The sequence below is a fragment of the Enterobacter sp. BIDMC92 genome, assembly GCF_001030225.1.
Taxonomy (GTDB): Bacteria; Pseudomonadota; Gammaproteobacteria; order Enterobacterales; family Enterobacteriaceae; genus Enterobacter; species Enterobacter sichuanensis.
On the sequence record NZ_KQ087598.1, the window covers coordinates 949,116 to 968,880 of the forward strand.

At 55.1% G+C, this 19,765-nt stretch carries 16 protein-coding genes; 11 read left to right on the plus strand and 5 right to left on the minus strand.

Features of this window, described 5'->3' with window-relative positions:
- The first annotated feature begins 6 nt into the window (after positions 1–6).
- Genes SP99_RS04225 through SP99_RS04240 form a run of 4 tightly spaced genes read left to right on the plus strand, consistent with a single transcriptional unit; the run spans position 7 to position 4,135 of the window.
- The gene (locus SP99_RS04225; RefSeq protein ID WP_047957809.1) at positions 7–795 is read left to right on the plus strand and encodes an outer membrane lipoprotein-sorting protein; all 789 of its coding nucleotides are present in this window, start codon (positions 7–9) and stop codon (positions 793–795) included.
- On the plus strand, positions 792–2,180 hold the full coding sequence (locus SP99_RS04230) for a hypothetical protein (RefSeq protein ID WP_047957810.1): 1,389 nt from the start codon (positions 792–794) through the stop codon (positions 2,178–2,180). The genes SP99_RS04225 and SP99_RS04230 overlap by 4 nt, the downstream gene beginning before the upstream one ends.
- 10 nt (positions 2,181–2,190) lie before the next feature.
- Entirely contained in the window at positions 2,191–3,123 is a 933-nt protein-coding gene (locus SP99_RS04235) for an ACP S-malonyltransferase (protein ID WP_082137887.1), read from the plus strand.
- Positions 3,124–3,133: 10 nt separating this feature from the next.
- Positions 3,134–4,135: a hypothetical protein gene (locus SP99_RS04240; protein ID WP_047957811.1), complete on the plus strand. Its 1,002-nt coding sequence runs from the start codon at positions 3,134–3,136 to the stop codon at positions 4,133–4,135.
- Positions 4,136–4,209: 74 nt separating this feature from the next.
- Here the strand turns inward: SP99_RS04240 and SP99_RS04245 are convergent, their stop codons facing one another.
- From SP99_RS04245 to SP99_RS04265, 5 genes are all read right to left on the minus strand, one after another.
- Positions 4,210–5,931 carry a TolC family protein gene (locus SP99_RS04245; RefSeq protein ID WP_047957812.1) on the minus strand — a complete coding sequence of 574 codons (1,722 nt, stop codon included), beginning with the start codon at positions 5,929–5,931 and terminating at the stop codon, positions 4,210–4,212.
- A 4-nt stretch (positions 5,932–5,935) separates the two neighbouring features.
- Positions 5,936–7,213: an HlyD family type I secretion periplasmic adaptor subunit gene (locus SP99_RS04250; RefSeq protein WP_370513386.1), complete on the minus strand. Its 1,278-nt coding sequence runs from the start codon at positions 7,211–7,213 to the stop codon at positions 5,936–5,938.
- Entirely contained in the window at positions 7,210–9,459 is a 2,250-nt protein-coding gene (locus SP99_RS04255) for a type I secretion system permease/ATPase (RefSeq protein WP_047957813.1), read from the minus strand. The genes SP99_RS04250 and SP99_RS04255 overlap by 4 nt, the downstream gene beginning before the upstream one ends.
- A gap of 262 nt (positions 9,460–9,721) precedes the next feature.
- Positions 9,722–10,357 (minus strand): hypothetical protein, encoded by a 636-nt coding sequence (locus SP99_RS04260; protein WP_047957814.1) that lies wholly within the window; start codon positions 10,355–10,357, stop codon positions 9,722–9,724.
- 155 nt (positions 10,358–10,512) lie between these two features.
- Complete coding sequence (locus tag SP99_RS04265) at positions 10,513–11,175, minus strand: helix-turn-helix transcriptional regulator (RefSeq protein ID WP_082137888.1); 663 nt, start codon at positions 11,173–11,175, stop codon at positions 10,513–10,515.
- 798 nt (positions 11,176–11,973) lie between these two features.
- Here SP99_RS04265 and SP99_RS04270 point away from each other — a divergent pair.
- Genes SP99_RS04270 through SP99_RS04300 form a run of 7 tightly spaced genes read left to right on the plus strand, consistent with a single transcriptional unit; the run spans position 11,974 to position 19,748 of the window.
- On the plus strand, positions 11,974–12,693 hold the full coding sequence (locus SP99_RS04270; RefSeq protein ID WP_047957816.1) for a FadR/GntR family transcriptional regulator: 720 nt from the start codon (positions 11,974–11,976) through the stop codon (positions 12,691–12,693).
- Positions 12,690–13,703, plus strand: a complete 1,014-nt coding sequence (locus SP99_RS04275) for an ABC transporter ATP-binding protein (RefSeq protein WP_047957817.1) — start codon at positions 12,690–12,692, stop codon at positions 13,701–13,703. Before SP99_RS04270 ends, SP99_RS04275 begins: the two co-directional genes overlap by 4 nt.
- On the plus strand, positions 13,700–14,782 hold the full coding sequence (locus SP99_RS04280) for an ABC transporter ATP-binding protein (protein WP_047957818.1): 1,083 nt from the start codon (positions 13,700–13,702) through the stop codon (positions 14,780–14,782). The genes SP99_RS04275 and SP99_RS04280 overlap by 4 nt, the downstream gene beginning before the upstream one ends.
- Positions 14,783–14,784: 2 nt before the next feature.
- Positions 14,785–16,299: an ABC transporter substrate-binding protein gene (locus SP99_RS04285; RefSeq protein WP_197086097.1), complete on the plus strand. Its 1,515-nt coding sequence runs from the start codon at positions 14,785–14,787 to the stop codon at positions 16,297–16,299.
- A gap of 18 nt (positions 16,300–16,317) precedes the next feature.
- On the plus strand, positions 16,318–17,259 hold the full coding sequence (locus SP99_RS04290) for an ABC transporter permease (RefSeq protein ID WP_045285101.1): 942 nt from the start codon (positions 16,318–16,320) through the stop codon (positions 17,257–17,259).
- Positions 17,260–17,261: 2 nt separating this feature from the next.
- Positions 17,262–18,137 (plus strand): ABC transporter permease, encoded by an 876-nt coding sequence (locus tag SP99_RS04295; protein WP_047957820.1) that lies wholly within the window; start codon positions 17,262–17,264, stop codon positions 18,135–18,137.
- Positions 18,138–18,146: 9 nt separating this feature from the next.
- Positions 18,147–19,748, plus strand: coding sequence for a gamma-glutamyltransferase family protein (locus SP99_RS04300; protein ID WP_047957821.1), 1,602 nt, complete (start codon positions 18,147–18,149; stop codon positions 19,746–19,748).
- The last annotated feature ends 17 nt before the right edge of the window (positions 19,749–19,765 follow it).

Consider the following 19,765-nt stretch of genomic DNA (forward strand, 5'->3'; position numbering starts at 1 on the left):
AGCGATATGAAACGCGTTGTCATCATAAAACTGCTCTTTTGTCTGGGCCTGTTTTCCGCAGGGGCGTTTTCAGCCCCGGTGGATAACAAAGCCTCAGAGATTATTCGCCGTGCCGATGAGGTGCGTTCTCCGAATAAACCTTTTCGCTACACCCTGACCATTTATGAATATAAGTCGGGAGCGTCTCAACCTGACAATAAGCAGGTGCTGGATATTTCCATGCGCTTTATGAAACCCGAAGGGGAAATGAAAGCCGACGCCCGTTCGCTGGCACGGTTTATTTATCCCCCGCGCGACAAGGGCAAAGTGCTGCTCTCTGACTGGTACGATCTTTGGTTCTACACCCCGGAACTTCGTCGCCCGGTTCCCGTTTCGCGCCAGCAGCGTCTGGTGGGACAAATTTCCAATGGCGACGTCATTGTGACCAATTTTGAGTATGCCTACCACGCCACCCTGCTGGGTGAAGAGCCGTGCGGCGAAACACAGTGCTATAAGCTGGCGTTAGTGCGCAAAACGAATGACGTCACCTGGCCAAAAGTTATCTATTACGTCGAAAAAGAGGGGGAGAACCGTCCTTTTAAAGCGTCGTATTACTCTCTGGATAATAAATTGATTAAAGAGGTGCTGTATCAGGATTTTCAAATGGTATTAGGGAAGATGCGTCCGATGAAAATTATCGTCCAGGAGGCCCGTCACGGTAAAAGCTATTCCGTGATGGAGTACAGCGATGTTCGCCTGGAATCCTTGCCGGAATCCCACTTTACTCGCGAGTCTATTCAGCGAGGTGTCAATTGAAACGCACACTCATGGGGTTAACCCTGGCACTCTCCGCGCTGCCGGTGAGCGGAGTGGCGGACTGCCTGTCCGGCTCCGACGTGGCTAAAAACAGCACGGTCACGCTGTATGAGCAGGTGTCGCTGGTCAAAAAACAAATCTCAGACTGGCGAATTGCTGGCCGAAACCCGTATACCAGACACAATATCTACAATGACGCCGGTGTGAATCTCACCAGCCGGTGCGCCGTTGTTGATAATGCGCTGGAACTGGACTTATCCCTCTACGGGCTGACCTGGTACTCCCCGCGTAAGCTGGGGGCATTTGAAGAAGACGACAGCCGCTCTCAACTGCTGATTGAACGTCTGAGACTGGTTTACGCCGTGTCAGACAGCGTGCAGCTTGAAGTGGGAAAACTTCAGGCGAAGCCAGGGCTCTTTTTCCTGCGTTCACCGTCCGATCTGACCCCGCATTACTACGCCGGGTTCAAACCGACGCGGCTTTACGATCCCGCGCTTCGCACGGCGTATCAGTCCTCGTCCTGGGCCGCGACGCTGTCAATGGATAACCGGGACGAGTCGCTCTCACTGACCGTGATTCCGAAGCTGGCGACGATCGGTAAAGACTACCTGACCTCCGGCAACTGGTCCGCGAACCAGCGTGGCAACAGCAGCGAGGCCTGGCTGTTGAGCTATACCTCACATGCCTTCCGTCACCATACGCCGGGAATGCGCATCCTGCTGGGTGAGTCGCAGTCGATTGCTGTTTCTGACAGCTATCACTACACCCCACAGCTAACCCTGAACGCCGAGATGGCCTGGCACCGGGAGCAGCGCTGGCGTCATCTCTCTGAGGAGAAAAGTGCCGAAGTCCAGAACTATGCCTTTCCTTCGTCGCTGTATGACGCTGGGGACAAAAATGGCGTAGAGCTGGCCGTTGGCGGGCAATATACCTCTGATGAATTTAACGTTTTCGGCCTGGAATATTATTACCAGAGCGAAGGGTATTCCCGCTCGGAATGGCGCAAACAGCGTGAGCTGATGACCTTCTTAAATACCCCGACAGGCTATGCGCCGCTCGACAGGGCATTTGATTCCTATAAGTACCTGATGGCTTCCGAGATAAGCAATACGGGCAATAAAGGCATGCTGCAGGGGAAACACTATCTTAACGCCTGGTCCAGCGTGCAGTTCACCCATCAGATTGCATTGCAACCCTATTTTATCCTCAACCTGATGGATAAAAGCACTATGGCGGGACTCCACATCAGCGCACCGCTGACCTTTATCGATGACCAGCTGGAAGCGTATACCGGCGTCTATTCCGCGCTGGGTAGCGCAAATTCTGAGTTTGCCTTCTTCGGTGATGTCGCCGGTGGCTATGTTGGCTTTAAGTATTACTTATAAGGAAATGACTATGATGCGTGATAATCCATCGCAGCCTGTGGTGCTGCTGTTTTCCGGCCAGGGAAACCCGGTGATTGGTATGGGCAGCGATCTGTGGGATCTGAATGCAACGACGAAACAGATCTGGGATTGTGCCAGCGATGTGTCGGGTCTCGATCTGCGCCGACTCTGCCTCAAAGGGCCGATGAACAGGCTGATCCAGACCACGGTACAACAGCTGGCCGTTACGGCGATCAACGTATCGCTGTACAGCCTCTGCCGCGAGCGCTTCCCGGCGCTCCGCGTCGTGGGCGCCTGCGGCCATAGCGTTGGCGAATACAGTGCGCTGTACGCGGCAGGCGCAATTTCGCTTGAGACCCTGTTCCGTACGCTGCATTTTCGTGCCAGCACCATGGATGCGGTGAGTAAAAAACATAAAGGCGCGATGCTGGCGCTGAAGGGGGCCGATTTTGCCACCCTGAGTGACATCATCACCCGCAGCGGGATCGCGCTGGATATCAGCTGCGACAACACACCGCGTCAGCAGGTGATTGGCGGAACGCCGTCTGCGCTGAGTGATTTTGCCAGAGTGCTGGCGGACGAAGGCTATGAACCCATCAAGCTCGGCGTTAGCGGAGCCTGGCATACCCGTTTAATGGCTGAGGGAGTGCCGCTGATGCGGGATTTCCTGGCGGGACAGCCTTTCACCTCGCCGGCTTATGACGTGCTGATGAACGTGACAGCCAGAATAGAAACGGCACCGGACATCATCAAAGAAAACCTCTCCCTGCATCTGACGCATACGGTGAAATGGGCTGATTCCATGGCCAGGTTCATCCATCATCCAGAACAACCGCTGTTCCTGGAGATGAGCAACAAGCCATATCTGGGACAGATGCTGAATGATTTTGCCGGTTTCTCTTCCGAACGTGTCCTGCACTGCAGAAAAGCTTTAGAGATGTGATGGCCGAGCTATGATTCCTGATTATTTAACCTTCATCCGTTTTCAGGATAAAAGGAACGTTCTTTTTATCTATATCGTGACGTTTATCCTGCTGGCTTTTTACTGGAAAAATGCCGGTTTCTCTTTTTCCCGGCAAGATGCCTGGGTAGCGAGCGGTATTTTCGCGCTGATCCTGTACAGCTTTATTGCCGATCTTAAGGCCTTCTGGGCCTATAAATGTGCCATCAAGAATATTGATTTATCGTTTTTTATCGGCAAAAAAAGCCCGAAGATAAAGGCGTTCATTTTTGAACCGTTGGTTGTGTTGGTCATCGCTACCCTGATGTTTGCAGGTATCATCGCGCTCCTCCTTGCGCTGGCTCAGCCGGGGATGGTGTTACTGATTCTGGCCCTCGTTGCGCCGCTGCTTATCTGGGGAATGTTTGCCGCACTGCGCTATATCTATACGCTGCAGGTCATTGAATCAGCCAGAGACAAAGTCAAGTACACACGGCTTTCTCAGTATGTGGCCGTCGCTGTCATCATGAGCTTGGTGTTGAATCTCCTGACGATAAGCCCGTTACGTAACAGCGAGCAGTTTGACCTCTATGGACGCTACTTCACCTTAACCGCCATCATTACCATGGTGGTGCTCTGCGTGGTGGTGCTGGCAATCAACCTGCTGTTCTTACGCTTTACCCGACGCTATGTTTTTCTTGGCCATCTGTTTCTTAACGAGATTGACCTCTATTTCTCCCCGTCAATCCCGTGGCGGACGCTGTCTGAGAAACCCCTGTGGTTAAGGCTGGCGATGCTGGTGGGGGTTGAATGTCTCTGGTCGGCTATTATCGGTGTGCTGCTTACGCTTTCGGGATGGCAGGTCTGGTTTGAGGTCTATTTCCTGCTCTGTTATCTGCCGTGTCTGGTGTACTACACGCTGCATACCTGGTGGAAATGGCATACCGACTTTATGATGTCGAGCGATATGTATCTGCGCTGGGCGGAGATCAGCAGAGAGAACTCGCTCTGGTAGTGACCTTATTGCCGGGATAAAAAAAGCCAGACCGTCAGTAATGACGGTCTGGCTTTTTACTACGCCCGTTTCGCTTAGCTCATTTTCATCCATGACAGCAGCATGGAAGCGCTGGCAATGACGTTAATGTTGGAAATATAGCCGTCGTAGCGGTTGTTAATGGCAGAAAGCTGATTATTGAAATGATCGTTCTCTGCCGTCAGCACGTCGAGCAAAGTGCGTTTGCCCAGGTGGTACCACTGTTCATAGAACATGCGGCGAACCCGATCCGTTTCACCTGACAGACGATCGTAATCATCGGCGCGCAGGAAGGAGGAGTCACGGACCTGGATCTGATAGTTGATCTGATACTCCAGATCTTTGTAACTCACTTCATATTGCTGCTGCGCCATATTGGCTTTCGCGCGCGCCGACATCTCGGCGGCACGCTGAGAGCCGCCGCTAAACGCTTCCCACTCGACGTTTAAACCGGTATACCACCCGGCCTCGTTACCGTTGCTGTCTTTGGCGGTGCTTTTGGAGATAACCCAGTTCACCTGTGGCAGAGCCGAGGATTTAATGCTTTCTGCCTCATACTCTGCCGCCCGTACTTTGGACTGCAGGTTCAGCATCATCGGATTTTTATCCAGCGCGGAGAGGGCCACTGAGGCCGGAATGACCGTGTCGTGCCAGCTTATGCCTTCCGGTAATTCAGGCTCGATCCCCAGCAGGCGCACCAGTTTGATTTTGCTGGCGCTCAGCTGATGCTCAATGTTATCGAGACTCGCCTGGGCCGACATCAGTTTTGCTTTTGCCTGTACCAGTTCACTCTCTCTTCCGCGGTCCGCCTGAGTAATTTGCGACAGCATGGTGACCAGCTCTTTCATGCGGCCGACATACTGTTTCGCCACAACCTTACTGCGCTGGTAGCGCCCCATATTCATCAGTTCAGACACGGTGTTATAGGCCAGCTGTTCGCGGGAATACTCTTTTGAATAACGGGCTGCTTTTGCCGTTTCCAGAGAGTTGTCCACCTGGTTGCTGATCCTTCCCCAGTCAATAATCGGTGTATTGACGGAGACCGTGCCGCTGGAGTCGCTGATATGACTATTGTTGGAGGACGACTGACGATCGCCGCCCACGGTCGACAGCGGCGAGGTCACGCCCAGACGTACCTGTGGCATGCGTTGACCTTTTACCTGATCGACCATGTAGTCAGACGCCAGCACCTCAGCAGAGGCCGCCCGCAATTCAGGGCTATACGCCAGCGCTCTGGCCACCATGCTCCGCAGAAAGACAAGCGAATCCTGACTGCCGGCAAGGTAGCTCTGCGACCTGCCGCTGATGGCGTGCCGCCCATCTCCCTCCTGACGCACCCCGGCGTACGCCGGGTCCGGTTTGTAGTACTCGGTGACGGGCGGGAAGAAGTCTGCGTTTTTCTTCAGTGCTGCCCGGCTTGCCGCTGGCGTTGACGAGGCAGGGGCAAACTCCCGGTCTGGCGTTGCAGAAGCGTAACGCGCAGGGCGAGCAGTGGATGGCACCGGTACCGCTTTATGCGTGCTGGCGTATTGTGACTGGGTACGCATAGCGGGCAATGATGTCTGCGATGTCGTACCCTGCGACGTTGTCCTCGGCACAGGCTGCGGTTCCCGGTTGAGCTGTGACTGGGTGCGCATTGGCGGCAATGACGCCAGGCTGCTTTTAGCCTGCGCAATGTCAGCCGCGTGGAGCGGAATGACAAAAGAAGAGCAGGGCAAGCAGAGGGCAACTGCGGTTGCAACCCTTGCCCAACGACGCTCTTTACGTGCCTTAACCATAAAATTATCTCTCCCTGAAGGCTTCGCGCGCTTTCAGTATCGGTTTGAGGATGTAAGACAAAATGGTCTTCTCCCCCGTTCTGATTTCTACGTTTGCCACCATTCCCGGTATGATCGGGAACGACTTGTCTTTTACCTGTAACGCGGCCCGGTCGGTGCGGACGAACACCCGGTAATAGGTGGAATCCCCACGCCCCTGGCGGGCTTTCTCTTCATCGATCAACGTGTCTGAACTGAGGTGTTCGACGACACCGTTTAATCCGCCATAGATGGCATAGTCGTAGGCGGTAATTTTCACCGTGGCGGGCAGACCGGGATGGATAAAGGCCACATCAGAGGGTTTGATTTTGGCTTCAACCAGCAGGTTATCTTCCAGCGGAATGATGGTCATGATCTCCGCCCCCTGTTGAATGACGCCGCCGCGCGTGGTCACCCGGATGTTGTTAACGGTACCGCGCACGGGAGCCACCACGGTGGTACGGTTCATCACGTCCTGGCGCCCGCGCAGAATCTCTTCCGCCTGCGCCAGTTCAGATTCCAGACGGTTCAGCTCGCTGTTGGCATCGGAACGAAAGCGGTTAGTCCGCTCGGCGATCTGCAGGCTAAATTCGTTTGCCTGGCGCTTAAGGCGCAGGATTTCGACATCCGACATCAGCCCTCTGCGCGCCAGCGGCTCTGACAAACTGACTTCGTTTTGTGCCAGCGACAGGCTCCGTTTTAAGGCCTCTACGCTCTCATTCAGGGTTTTCAGGCGTGCGTTATAGGCCTGGGTCTCATCACGCACGATAGACTCAATCCCGGCGATATCCGGCGGGAAGGTCAGTGGCGTGTCGTAGGCTTCCGCCCTAAGGCGGGCGATGCTGCCTTTCAGCCCTTGCACTTTCGACAAAGATTCCCCATAGCTGGCCCCGGCGCGAGTCGGGTCAATTTTCAGCAGAACCTGTCCTTTCTCGACAATGTCGCCTTCCTGCACATTCAGCTCTTCGAGAATGCCGCCTTCCAGGCTCTGAATCAGCTGCTCACGGCTGGCGGGGATCACTTTCCCGTCGCCACGGGTAATCTCCTCAACCCGGGCGAAATGCGCCCACACCAGCGCCACCACCACCACCAGCGTGATGGTGTAGAGCATGATCATGCTGAAAGGGGTTTTCTGCGCGATCAGGGCTCCCTGCAGGTCGTGCATGAATTTCAGATCGTCTGCTTTCACTTTCCCCGTTGGCTGTGTGGGGGGTAATGCCAGCCCGGTGCCGGCTCTTTTCTGCGTAGCGTCCTCGTTCATCATCCATTCACACCTTGTTTCTGTTGCTTCTCTTCGACTGAATGCATTGCTTGTTTTTTCTTCAGTACATTCTCATTCAGGCTGGCCATCACCTGATCTTTTGGTCCGTCTTTCACGACATGCCCGTCTTCCATGACGATCAGACGCTCCACCAGGCTCAGCACCGACATGCGGTGGGTCACAATGACCAGCGTTTGTCCCTGCGTCGCCTCTTTTAACCGGCGAAGGAACAGGGTTTCCGTCATCGCATCCATGGAGCTGGTAGGTTCATCCATCAGCAAAATCTTTGGCCGCAGCAACAGGCAGCGGGCGAGGGCGACAAGCTGTTTTTGACCACCGGAAAGGCAATTGCCCATTTCGCCGATAGGCATGTCAAAACCCAACGGATGTCGGGCCGCCACGTGATCAAGCCCAGTCAGACGCACCACCCGCAGAAATTCTTCCGTGCTCACGCCCGGGTTACCTATGACGATGTTATGGCGCAGGGTGCCGTAAAACAGACGGCAGTCCTGCCCGACGTAGCCCACCGCGGCGCGCCAGTCCGCAGGATCTACCTGGGTTGCATCCACACCATCAATGAAAAGCTGTCCGCTGCTCTGCTGGTACAGGCGAGCCATGACGCGCAGCAGGGTAGACTTACCGCTGCCGATTTTGCCCAGAATGGCCACCTGCTCCCCGGCTTCGATGTTGATATTGATGTTGTCCAGAATGCGTGGCGCCACCATCATTCCCGGTACCGGGTAAGTGAACCCCACCTTTTTCAGACGCAGGCTGCCGGTGAAATTGGGCGTCGGCAGATAATTCATGAGCGCGTCGCGCTCGGTCGGCGTTTCCATCAGCTGGTTCAGGGATTTCAGCGCGGTTTTGGCGTGCTGATAACGCAACGCCAGCCCGACCACAGAAGCCAGGGGTGCAAGCGAACGGCTGGACAAGATCACCACCCCAATCATGGCCCCCATCGTTAGTTCCCCGGCGTGGATTAAATAGACGCCAAGCACCACGATGCAGACGGTGGTAATTTGCTGCACAAACGAGACAAAGTTGGTGGTTAGCATTGAGAGATAGCGGGTTTTCATGGAGGACGCTGCCGCCAGTGCGCTGAAGTCATCCCAGCGCTTTTGCATGACCCCTTCACCCTGGGCGGCTTTTAACGCCTCAAGCCCTTCGATGCTCTCAATAAGCAAACCCTGCTTAAGCGAAATTTCCCGGACGTTTTCTTCCATATAGCGACCCAGCGGCCACTGGATAATGACGCTGACAATCAAAATGAGCGGCATCGCGACCAGCGGTACAACGGCCAGTGGGCCGCCAATCATGTAGATGATGAACATGAACAGCAGACAGAACGGCAGATCAGACAGCGTGGCGAGGGTCGCAGAGGTAATAAAGTCGCGCACGGCTTCAAAATCGCGTAACTGGTTAGCGAAGGTTCCGGAGGATTGCGGCTTGTACTCCATGCGCATCGACATCACCTGGCGAAACAGCTTTGCTCCGAGGATCAGATCGGCTTTTTTACCGGCGATGTCGATCAAATATGCGCGGATTTGCCGGCTGGCAAATTCAAAGATAATCGCAATGACCACGCCAATGGCCAGGGACCAGAGGGTGACGTATGCCTGGGTGGGGATCACGCGGTCATACACGTTCATGGTGAAGAAGGTGCCGGCCAGCGTAAGAATATTTGCCAGCAATGCCGCCAGCGCCGCGCTGTAGAAATAATGCCGGTAACGCCACAGCGTCGAATAGAGCCAGTGACCTTCATCCTGGGCTTTCGGTAACAGCTGGTCCTCGGCGCGTGCATCAAGCGTAGGTTTTGGCGTCGTGACAAGGGCGAAACCGCCATAACCCGCCTGGAGTTCCGCCTCATCAAGCACCAGCGTCCCTTCGTTTTCAGGCACGATTATCTGGTAAGTGTGTTGCCCGCGCTTTCCATTGCGCGCGGTAAGCATGCAGTATGTCCCGTCCTTGCGGGCAATAAGCAAAGGGAACAGCCAGGAGGAAAGGGAATTAAGATCGCGCTTTACCCACCCTGCGGATATGCCCATCTGCTCAAGCATACGCAGCGCCATTTCAGGCTCGAGCTTGTCGCTTTTTGGCAGGCCAGCGTACAGCACCTCTTTGCTGGCATACTTAGCATGATGTCTACAAAGCCATTCAACACCCCACAGAAGAGAATCTTTTTCAGGGGCGTCAATATCATTAAGAGCGTGCTCTGAATTAATTTTTACCGTGGAGAAATGTGTGTTCATTTTAGAATTCAGACCTGTAGTTGCGTTCCTCACTTAGATTTAAAAAGTAAAGAATAGTGTATTTAAAAAAGACCGGGGGCATCCGTAAATACAGCGGGTGACGCGGATGGATTATGCTGAAAATACAAGCTCTGGTAATAGCTTAGTGTAGGGGGTTACCCCTCTGATACACAATAAAGAAAAGTAACTGTCCCTTTAAGAATACTCTACGTACAATTTGTTATGCTGCTGTTTCACCATTCTTTTTTATACGCGTGATGGGTTAACTGGCGAGCCGTGAAATGGGGACGCCCAGCTTTGTTTCTATCCTTATTTTCATCGCGTAAATGTTTTTGACATTCGTGGCATTTTTCATGGCGATCTTTTTAGGTAATTGCCCTTTATACAATTCAGCAAATAATGCATATTCATTCGCACTCAGTTTGGCTCGTTTTTCTGACGGACGTATAATTTTACCCATAAATGACTGGCTGACCTTCATTTTAATGTCTTCGGACATATCATCATGAAAAATGACCGTGCTGATGATCGTATCTGTCGTGTCGTTGTAGAACCAGTAGTGAGCAATAGCCGCCATTTTTTTATCAGCGATCAGAATTAAACGTGAGTTTTTGAACTGAGCTAACCAATTGTTTGATAAGAAGTAATTGATGTTTTTGTAATTGAAGTCTATCACGACAATGGGTTGCGAAATTATTTTTGTATTAATTTCAGTGAAATACTGTAAAACTCCTTCTATCAGAAATGCGTTATTTTCAGGCCAGATATAAAATTCTGTTCCGCAGCATTCATCATGCTTTGCGGTACGAATGGAAGCATAGGCGCATTTATGAATACACCCATAACAGCGCATAGTGTTGTTGTCGTGATTAATAGGTTTAATAGTAATTATATCCATGTGATAAAACGCTACGCGTCCATATAATATATGTAAATATTAAGTAATATATCAATAATCAGATTATTCTTGCATTACGGAAAAATACGCGTCACAGTAAGATTACGCTCTGTTCGTCCAGGAATTATCGACAGAGCGTATTCACGGTGTTTACGCTAGCTTGCAAGACGCGTTATAGACACGCCCAGTTTGCGTTCAATCCTGTTCTTCATGGCATAGGTGTTTTTAACACTGGTGCCGTTCCTGTAGGCGATTTTCTTTGGTGACCAGCCATTAAAGAGAAATGAAAACAGGTTGTATTCATTCTGACTCAGTTTGGGTCTGTTACCTGTCGGCTTAATCGTTTTCGCCAGGAATGTTTTCTTCAGTTTCGCCGCGACTTCTTCTGCGGTATCGTCATAAAAGATAACGGAACTGATGGTGGTTTCTAACGTGTCGTTATAGAACCAGTAATGCGCAATTGCCGTCATCTTTTTATCGGTGACCAGAATTAATCTCATGTTTTTGAACTGATCTAACCAGTTATCGGATAAAAAATAATTAATGTTTTTGTGGCTGAAGTCGATGATCACCACCGGCTGCGAAACGTATTTGTCGCTTACCTCACCAAAATGGTGGCGGATGCCCTCAACTAAAAAAGTATTATTATCAGGCCAGATAGCATATTCCAGTCCGTTACAGTCATGGCTTTGGCCACGTTCCAGGGTATTAAAGCGGCATTTCTTTTCACAGCCATAACAATGCATGGCTGGAGTATGACAAACCGGTTGTCCGTCAGTATGAGATAAATAAATTGGGTTGTTAGTGGCACTATACATATTATACCTCACACGCAATGATGTCTTACGATAATAACATTGAAGAGGGTCTTACCGACGCCGTCGTTCTTTAGGAATAATCATATGATGCACCAGGCATTATTCTTAATTAAATAGTCTGAAGTGAGGGTGTAGAGTTCTTATTAAGACTTAAATTTCATAAAAACAATGACTTATTGAACTTCTTAAATGAGAGTGAGATTTGTTTACTGTGTTTTAAAATGTTGTAATTGTTGTATTTTAGTTAACTTTTAATGGCCTTTTTTAATTATCAGAATAGCGGGGTGGAAATCGATAAATATGGGTGAAAAATGACTTTAGTTTATTAACTAAAGTAATCAGGGTTGACGCATGAAATAGCAAAAAAAGCTTGCCGGGAAAGTCATTTTCTTATTTTTATGACATGTTATTGGATAATATCCGATCGTTTCGCCGTCATTATCCTGAATGTTATTCGCCGGGTTCCCTGAGCAAATAGCCGGTAACATAATCTCAGGTTAACAAAGTTTAAACAACATTGGTGCATTAATTTAACAATTGATCGTTTTTGGTGCGTTATTTGCACCTTTATTGTGCAAATGGCGTGCAAAATGCGCTCTGGCATAACGCCCCACGCGTGTCTGATGTGCCTGAGATCTCTTTAATAATGAGCAGGTTGCTCTTTTTATCACGTAAAGTATTTGAACCAATGCACAATTGGTTCGTTTATTGCTTAATCATTAGCACGGTAAGTAGCACGTCATATCAATAACTTATCGTTAATAAAAATAAAACAATGATGAAAGCGAGCGAACCAATATGGAAAAACCGTCACGGTTTCTGGCAAATTCCAGCACCGCGCTTGAGCAACTGCGTGGGCTAATCAACCAGCATGAGTCAACACCAGGCACTCCTCTGCCCACGGAACGTGAGCTGTCGGAGACTCTCGGCGTAGGACGCCGTGAAGTGCGTCGTGCGCTGGATGTGCTGGAAGAAGAGGGGCGCGTCTGGCGTAAGCAGGGCAAAGGCACCTTTATCGGTCCTTCTGCCCCTGTCGAACCGCTGGCCCTTCAGGGATTGGTTCAGCAAACCAACCTTCTGGAAGTGATGGAAGCTCGCCTGCAGCTCGAACCCGGCTTAGCCCGGCTTGCGGCACTGCGTGCCACCAGGGAAAACCTCGCGCTGATGCAGCGCATGCTGGAACGCATTGATAAGGTCAGCCCGGATGACCGCGATCTCAACGAACTGTGGGACAGCGCCTTTCACCGCGCCATTGCGGAGGCCGCGGGTAACCGCCTGATGCTCGGCCTGTTTGATGCCATTGATGCCGTCAGACGTGAACCGGGCTGGCAGCACCTACGCGAATTAGCCCGCACCCCCGAACGCGTCGACAGTTATAACGACCACCATCACAAGATCATGTCTGCGATTATCCATCGCCAGCCAAATGAGGCCGCGGCCGCCATGCGCGAACACCTGCTCAGCCTGCAAACCGCCCTGATCCATGCGATCCACCTTGAGGACGACTTCACGCTATGACGACGATCCCATTTAACGATCCCACGCCTGTTCTGCGCGTACGCAATCTGAATGTCAGGTTCGCCGGCTCGCCGGTGAGCGTGCTGGAAGATATTTCACTGACGGTTAAAGCGGGCGAAACCCTGGCGCTGGTGGGGGAGTCAGGCTGCGGGAAAAGTATCACCTCATTAGCGCTGATGGGCCTGTTGCCCGCCAGCGCCCGGATCGTCAGCGGGGAGATGCATTTTCGCCGTCACGATCTGCGCAAGCTTTCACCGCGGGAATATGCCGACCTGCGCGGCAGCGAGCTGGCGATGATTTTCCAGGAGCCAATGACCTCGCTTAATCCGGCATTTACGCTGGGGGATCAGCTAAGCGAAGCGGTCATGCGCCATCAGAGCGTCTCGCGAACAGAGGCGATGAAGGTCGCGCTGCAGATCCTGGAGAAGGTGCAGATCCCGGCCGCAGAGATGAGGCTGAAGGCGTACCCCCACCAGCTTTCCGGTGGCATGCGCCAGCGCGTGATGATTGCGATGGCGCTGATTAACCACCCGAAACTGCTGATTGCCGATGAACCGACCACCGCCCTCGACGTAACGATCCAGGCGCAAATTCTCGCCTTGCTGAACACCCTCAAAGAAGAGACCGGCACGGCGGTGCTGATGATCACTCACGATTTAGGCGTGGTGGCAGAGGTCGCCCAGCAGGTGGCGGTGATGTATGCCGGGCAGGTGGTGGAGCAGGGAAGCGTGGAGGCCATCTTTGCCGACCCGCAGCACCCGTACACCATCGGCCTGATGGGGTCGATTCCCTCTCTGGGCGCACGTAAGGGCCCGCTTTCCACCATTCCCGGATCGGTGCCGCTGGCGGAATTCATGCCGAAGGGCTGCCGTTTTGCCACCCGTTGTCCGTTTGCGCAGGCGCGCTGCCATGCTGAAAAACCACCGCTCACTGCGCAGGGGGGCGGCCATCAGGTCGCTTGCTTCCGCGTACCGCTTGAACACCACATTGCCCTGGGAGAGACCGCATGACCACGCCGATCCTTGAAGCCTGCGATCTCAGCAAGCTGTTCCCCGGCCCTAAAAAACTCTTTACCCCGGCCCGGTTTGTGACGGCAGTCGACCGCGTGTCGCTGGCCGTGATGCCGGGCGAAACGCTGGCGATTGTCGGGGAGTCGGGGTCCGGGAAATCCACCCTCGGTCGTCTGCTGCTGCGTCTGCTGGCCGCCAGCGAAGGGCGCGTGTTTTACCAGGGGGAGGAGATCACGCATGCCTCGGGCGCGCGCCTCAACCAGCTCCGGCGCGAGCTGCAAATTATCTTTCAGGATCCCTTTGCCTCGCTCAACCCGCGCATGACGGTGGAGCAGATCGTTGGCGAGCCGCTGTGGCTGCACCAGAACATGAAAAAAGCCGACCGCCAGTACCGCGTAGCTGAACTGCTGAAGACCGTTGGCCTGCCTGCCGCCTGGGCCGGACGTTATCCGCACGAGTTTTCTGGCGGGCAGCGTCAGCGCATTGGCATTGCGCGCGCGCTGGCGTCGGGACCCAAACTGCTGCTGGGTGATGAACCCGTCTCCGCGCTGGATGTATCTGTGCAGGCCCAGGTGGTGAATTTGCTGGAAAGCCTGAAGCACCAGTTGGGGCTAACAATGGTGATCGTCGCCCACGGTCTGGCGGTTATCCGCCATATGAGCGATCGCGTGGCGGTCATGTACCTCGGGCAAATCGTCGAGCTTGCCACCGTCGATGAGATTTTTGACGCACCGCTGCACCCTTATACGCAGGCGCTGATCGCCTCGGCGCCGCAGATGCAGCCCGGCGTGGAACGTGACGCCCCGCTGTTGCAGGGAGATTTGCCGAACTCGGCCAACCCGCCGACCGGCTGTCGCTTCCATACGCGTTGCCCGTACGTCACTGACGAATGCCGCCAGGTTGAACCCATTAACCAGCTCCTGGACGGTGGACGTCAGGTGGCCTGTCATCGCTGGCAGGAGATTAATCGCGATCGCAGTGTTATTCAGATTGCACCGCCATCCGCTGCTTTTCTGCGCCGCCGCGCGCTGTTTGAACACGCGGCCACTCACTCCTCCCTTCCTTCAAGGAACTCATGATAATGACAATGCGTAATTCTCTTTTGACCGTACTGGGAAGTGTTATGTTGCTTGGCGCGGCGCTGCCCGCCCATTCTGAAAGCGTGCTGCGTGTGGGGCTGGGGGCTGACCCGGACATGCTCGACCCGCATCTGGCGCGCACCTACTATGGCCGCTTCGTGTTTGCCTCTCTGTGCGACAGGCTGGTGGACGTGGATGAAAATCTGAAGGTCGTGCCTGGTCTGGCGAAAGACTGGGCCTGGAGTGACGACGGCAAAACCCTGACCCTGAATTTGCGCGAGGGCGTCACCTTCCACGACGGTGAGAAATTCGATGCGGCCGCCGCAAAATACAACCTCGACCGCGCCCTGACCTTAAAAGGCTCCCTGCGTAAAAGCGAGATTTCCTCCGTGGAGTCCGTTGAGGTCACAGGCCCGATGCAGATTGCCCTCCACCTGAAAACGCCAGACGCCGCGCTGCTGATGCAGCTCACCGACCGTGCGGGCGCGATGATGGCCCCCGAAGCGGCGAAAAAGCCTGATTTTGCCGCCCATCCCGTCTGTTCCGGCCCGTATAAATTCGACAGCCGCGTGTCCCAGGACCGCATCGTTCTGACGCGTTTCGACAATTACTGGAACAAAGACGCCTACCACTTCGACAAAATTATCTATCTGCCGATCCCGGATGCCTCCGTGCGCCTGGCGAACCTGCGTGCGGGCGATCTCGACCTGACCGAAGGGATTGCCGCCAGCGACGTCAAAACCGTCGAAGCCGACAGCAAGCTGGCGCTGGCAAAAGTGACCGGTCTGGGCTATCAGGGCATTACCTTCAACATCAATAACGGCAAGGTACCGGCGAACGATCCGTTCAGGGACGCCCGCGTGCGTGAGGCGTTTTCTCAGGCCATCGACCGCGATGCGCTAAACCAGGTGGTCTTTGAAGGGCTGTATACCCCAGCCAACCAGCCGTTTTCGACGGTGAGCCCGTATCACGTCAACCTGCCGGTGCCACCGCGCGATGTCGACAAAGCCAAAGCGCTGCTGAAAGCGGCAGGCGTCACCACGCCGCTGACCGTCAACCTGCTGGTGCCGAACAACCCAACCTCGCAGCAGGTCGGTCAGGTGCTGCAGGCGATGGTCGCTGAGGCGGGCTTTAACCTGAATCTGCAGATGACCGAATTCGCCACGCTGCTGGATCGCCAGCAGAGCGGTGATTATCAGCTGAGTTTCTCCGGCTGGTCGGGTCGCCCGGATCCGGACGGCAGTATCTACGGGTTTATTCACAGCAAAGGCACCCTGAACGACGGTCGCTACAGCAACGCGCAGGTTGATGAGTGGCTGACCCAGGCGCGTCTCAGCAACGACAAAGCCGTTCGTCAGCCGCTGTACGACAAGGTGGTGAAGCAGCTGCAAACCGACATGCCGATTGCCTGGCTCTACTTCGAGCCGCGCATCTTTGGCCTGAACAAGAAAGTGCAGGGCTTTAAACCGTATCCGGACGGCATTGTGCGTCTGGCCGGTTTGACGCTGGCGAAATAAACGTCCTGAGGAGAGCCCATGCTGGAACTGATTTGCAAACGTCTGCTGCTGGCCATCCCGACGCTGTTGCTGGTGAGCATGATGGTCTTCGGGCTGCAAAAGCTGCTGCCCGGCGACCCGCTGATCGCCATGGCCGGGGAGGAGCGCGATCCGGCGGTCATCGCCCAGCTGCGTGCGGAGCTGAATCTCGATGCCCCGATCCCGGTACAGTATTTCCACTGGCTGACGCGCGCGCTGCAGGGGGATCTGGGCGTCTCCTTGCGCACCCACGAACCGGTGACGCAGTTAATTGCCAGCAAGCTGCCGGTCACGCTGGAGCTGTCGCTGCTGGCGATGATTGTTGCGCTGGTGTTCGGCATCAGCATGGGGATCCTCGCCGCAGTGTACAAAAACAGCTGGGTCGATCACGGGGCGAACTTTGTGGCGATCTCCGGGATCTCAATACCGCACTTCTGGCTGGGGATCCTGCTGATTCTGGTCTTCTCTGTGAACCTGCAGTGGCTGCCCGCCTCCGGCTACGTGCCGTTCAGTGAAGATCCGATCCAGAACCTGCGAACGCTGCTGCTGCCGGCAGCCGTGCTCGGAACCGGTCTGGCGGCGACGCTGATGCGCCATACGCGCGCGTCGATGATTGCGGTCCTGAAAGCGGATTACATCCGCACCGCGCGGGCAAAAGGGCTATTGCCGAAAGCGGTGATCTTAAAGCACGCGTTTCGCAACGCGCTGGTGCCGGTGATCACGCTCACTACGCTGCTGTTCGGCGAGCTGCTGGGCGGTGCGGTACTGACCGAGCAGGTCTTCACCATTCCGGGCTTCGGCAAGATGATCGTCGACTCGGTGTTTAACCGTGACTACGCGGTGGTGCAGGGCGTGGTGCTGATCGTGGCGATCGGCTTCCTGCTGCTGAACCTGCTGGCCGACGTGCTCTACGTCCTTATCAACCCGAAAATGCGAGGTTAACGATGGCGGAACTGACGACACAAACCGTTGTGCCTGCGCTGCCGCGCGCGCAGAGCCGGGTGCTGAAGAAATTCCTCGCGAACAAGAGCGCAGTCGCTGGCGCAGTGATAGTGGGTTTCTTTGTGCTGGTGGCGCTGCTGGCGCCATGGGTAGCCCCGTTCGATCCGGTCAAGGCCAACTTCCTGGCGGTGCGCAAAGCGCCGTCGGCGATGTACTGGTTCGGCACCGACGAGCTGGGGCGCGACATCTTATCCCGCATTATCTGGGGGGCGCGCACCTCGCTGATGGCGGGCTGTATGTCGGTGGTTATCGCGGTGGTCATCGGCGTGCCGCTGGGGCTGGTGGCAGGTTACTTCCAGAAGATGTGGGATGGAGTGATCTCGCGCCTTATCGAGGCGCTGCTGGCCTGCCCGTTCCTGATCATGGCGATCGCGCTCGGGGCATTTTTAGGCCCGAGCCTCACCAACGCGATGATCGCCATCGGCCTTTCCGCCATGCCGATCTTCGCCCGCCTGACGCGCGGCCAGGTGATCGCCATTCGCAACGAAGAGTACATCGACGGCGCGCGGGCGATTGGCCTGCCGGATCGCTGGATCATCATCAAATACGTCCTACCCAACGTGATGTCGCCGATCCTGGTCCAGGCCACGCTGGCTATTGCCTCGGCGATTATTGCCGAAGCCAGCCTGTCGTTTTTAGGGCTGGGGCAGCAGCCGCCCAATCCGTCCTGGGGCTCGATGCTCAACACCGCGAAAGGGTTTCTTGAGCAGGCGCCGTGGATGTCCATTTTTCCCGGCGTGGCGATTTTCCTCGCCGTGCAGGGCTTTAATTTACTCGGCGACGGGCTGCGCGATGCGCTCGATCCTCGCCATGACTAAGGAGTCATGATGACCAAAGCGCTTGATTTTACGTCCGGTTACCTTTCACGCCGCCCACCGATGATAGGCCATAACGCGGTGGCAACGTCTCAGCCGCTGGCGGCGCAGGCGGGGATGAAGATGCTGCAACTGGGAGGGAATGCCGTTGATGCGGCCATTGCCACCGCGATGGCCCTGACGGTGGTAGAGCCGACCGGCAACGGGATTGGCAGCGATGCCTTCGCCATTGTCTGGGACGGTGAAAAATTGCACGGACTGAACGCGTCGGGTCGTTCACCGGCGAGCTGGCATGCGGATCTGTTTGCCGGAAAAACCGCGGTGCCGGAAATCGGCTGGGACGCGGTGACCGTACCGGGGGCGGTATCCGGCTGGGTCGCGCTGGCGGAACGCTTCGGCACGCTGCCGCTGACCACCCTGGCGCAGCCTGCGGTTGACTACGCACGTAACGGTTTCCCCGTCTCGCCGCTGATTGGGCATCTCTGGCAGCGCGGCTATCTCAAGCTGAAAGATCAGCCGGGCTTCAGCGCCTGCTTCGCGCCGGAAGGCCGCGCCCCGCGCGTGGGGGAGATTTTCCGTAACCCGGCGCAGGCGAACTCGCTGGAGCTGATTGCGAGAACCAACGGCGAGGCGTTTTACCGTGGCGAGCTGGCGCAGAAAATTGCCGCCTTTGCCAAAGAACATGGCGCGCACCTGACGGCGGAGGATCTGGCTAACCATCGCGTCGACTGGGTAGAGCTGCTGTCGCGCGACTTCGCGGGCGGCTCGGTGCAGGAGCTGCCGCCGAACGGCCAGGGAATTGCCACGCTGATTGCGCTGGGCATTCTTGAGCAGTGTGGTATTGAGAAGCACCATCCGGATTCCGTGCAATCCCTGCACCTGTCCATTGAGGCGATGAAGCTGGCGCTGGCGGACCTCGACCGCTACGTGGCGGATGAAGATCATATGGCGTTCGCGGCAAAAGAGTTGCTGAGCGACGCTTATCTGAAGTCGCGGGCGGCGCTGATCAACCACGACAGCGCGTCTGATTTTGTCTACGGTTCCCCGACGCAGAGCGGCACGGTCTACATCAGCACCGCGGACGCCAGCGGGATGATGGTCTCGTTTATTCAGTCCAACTATATGGGCTTTGGGTCCGGGATTGTGGTGCCGGATACCGGGATCAGCCTGCAAAACCGCGGCTGCGGATTTGTATTGGATCCTGAGCACCCGAACGCGCTGGCGGGCAGCAAACGTCCGTTCCACACCATCATTCCGGGCTTTGCGATGGACGGTAACGGTAAGCCGCTGATGTCCTTCGGCGTGATGGGCGGGCCGATGCAGGCGCAGGGTCATATGCAGATGGCGCTGCGCATTATGCTGCACGGGCAAAACCCGCAGGCGGCCATCGATGCCCCGCGCTGGCGCGTGGTACAGGGCAGGGAAGTGATCGTCGAATCGACGTTCGATCGCAATACTATCGCGGCGCTGCGCGAGCGCGGGCACCACATCGTGGTGGAGGATCCGCTTCAGGATTACAACTTCGGTGGAGCCCAGGTGATTTACCGAATGCCAGAAGGGCACTACGTGGCCGCGACGGAGAGCCGCAAAGACGGGCAGGCGTTGGTGAGTTAATGTTTTATCCTCCCTCT

Excerpts from the sequence above, each read along its gene's own strand:
- SP99_RS04225 (WP_047957809.1), top strand. The coding sequence starts at position 7 with ATGAAACGCGTTGTCATCATAAAACTGCTCTTTTGTCTGGGCCTGTTT.
- SP99_RS04235 (WP_082137887.1), top strand. The coding sequence starts at position 2,191 with ATGATGCGTGATAATCCATCGCAGCCTGTGGTGCTGCTGTTTTCCGGC.
- SP99_RS04240 (WP_047957811.1), top strand. The coding sequence starts at position 3,134 with ATGATTCCTGATTATTTAACCTTCATCCGTTTTCAGGATAAAAGGAAC.
- SP99_RS04245 (WP_047957812.1), bottom strand. The coding sequence starts at position 5,931 with ATGGTTAAGGCACGTAAAGAGCGTCGTTGGGCAAGGGTTGCAACCGCA.
- SP99_RS04250 (WP_370513386.1), bottom strand. The coding sequence starts at position 7,213 with ATGATGAACGAGGACGCTACGCAGAAAAGAGCCGGCACCGGGCTGGCA.
- SP99_RS04255 (WP_047957813.1), bottom strand. The coding sequence starts at position 9,459 with ATGAACACACATTTCTCCACGGTAAAAATTAATTCAGAGCACGCTCTT.
- SP99_RS04260 (WP_047957814.1), bottom strand. The coding sequence starts at position 10,357 with ATGGATATAATTACTATTAAACCTATTAATCACGACAACAACACTATG.
- SP99_RS04265 (WP_082137888.1), bottom strand. The coding sequence starts at position 11,175 with ATGTATAGTGCCACTAACAACCCAATTTATTTATCTCATACTGACGGA.
- SP99_RS04270 (WP_047957816.1), top strand. The coding sequence starts at position 11,974 with ATGGAAAAACCGTCACGGTTTCTGGCAAATTCCAGCACCGCGCTTGAG.
- SP99_RS04275 (WP_047957817.1), top strand. The coding sequence starts at position 12,690 with ATGACGACGATCCCATTTAACGATCCCACGCCTGTTCTGCGCGTACGC.
- SP99_RS04280 (WP_047957818.1), top strand. The coding sequence starts at position 13,700 with ATGACCACGCCGATCCTTGAAGCCTGCGATCTCAGCAAGCTGTTCCCC.
- SP99_RS04285 (WP_197086097.1), top strand. The coding sequence starts at position 14,785 with ATGACAATGCGTAATTCTCTTTTGACCGTACTGGGAAGTGTTATGTTG.
- SP99_RS04290 (WP_045285101.1), top strand. The coding sequence starts at position 16,318 with ATGCTGGAACTGATTTGCAAACGTCTGCTGCTGGCCATCCCGACGCTG.
- SP99_RS04295 (WP_047957820.1), top strand. The coding sequence starts at position 17,262 with ATGGCGGAACTGACGACACAAACCGTTGTGCCTGCGCTGCCGCGCGCG.
- SP99_RS04300 (WP_047957821.1), top strand. The coding sequence starts at position 18,147 with ATGACCAAAGCGCTTGATTTTACGTCCGGTTACCTTTCACGCCGCCCA.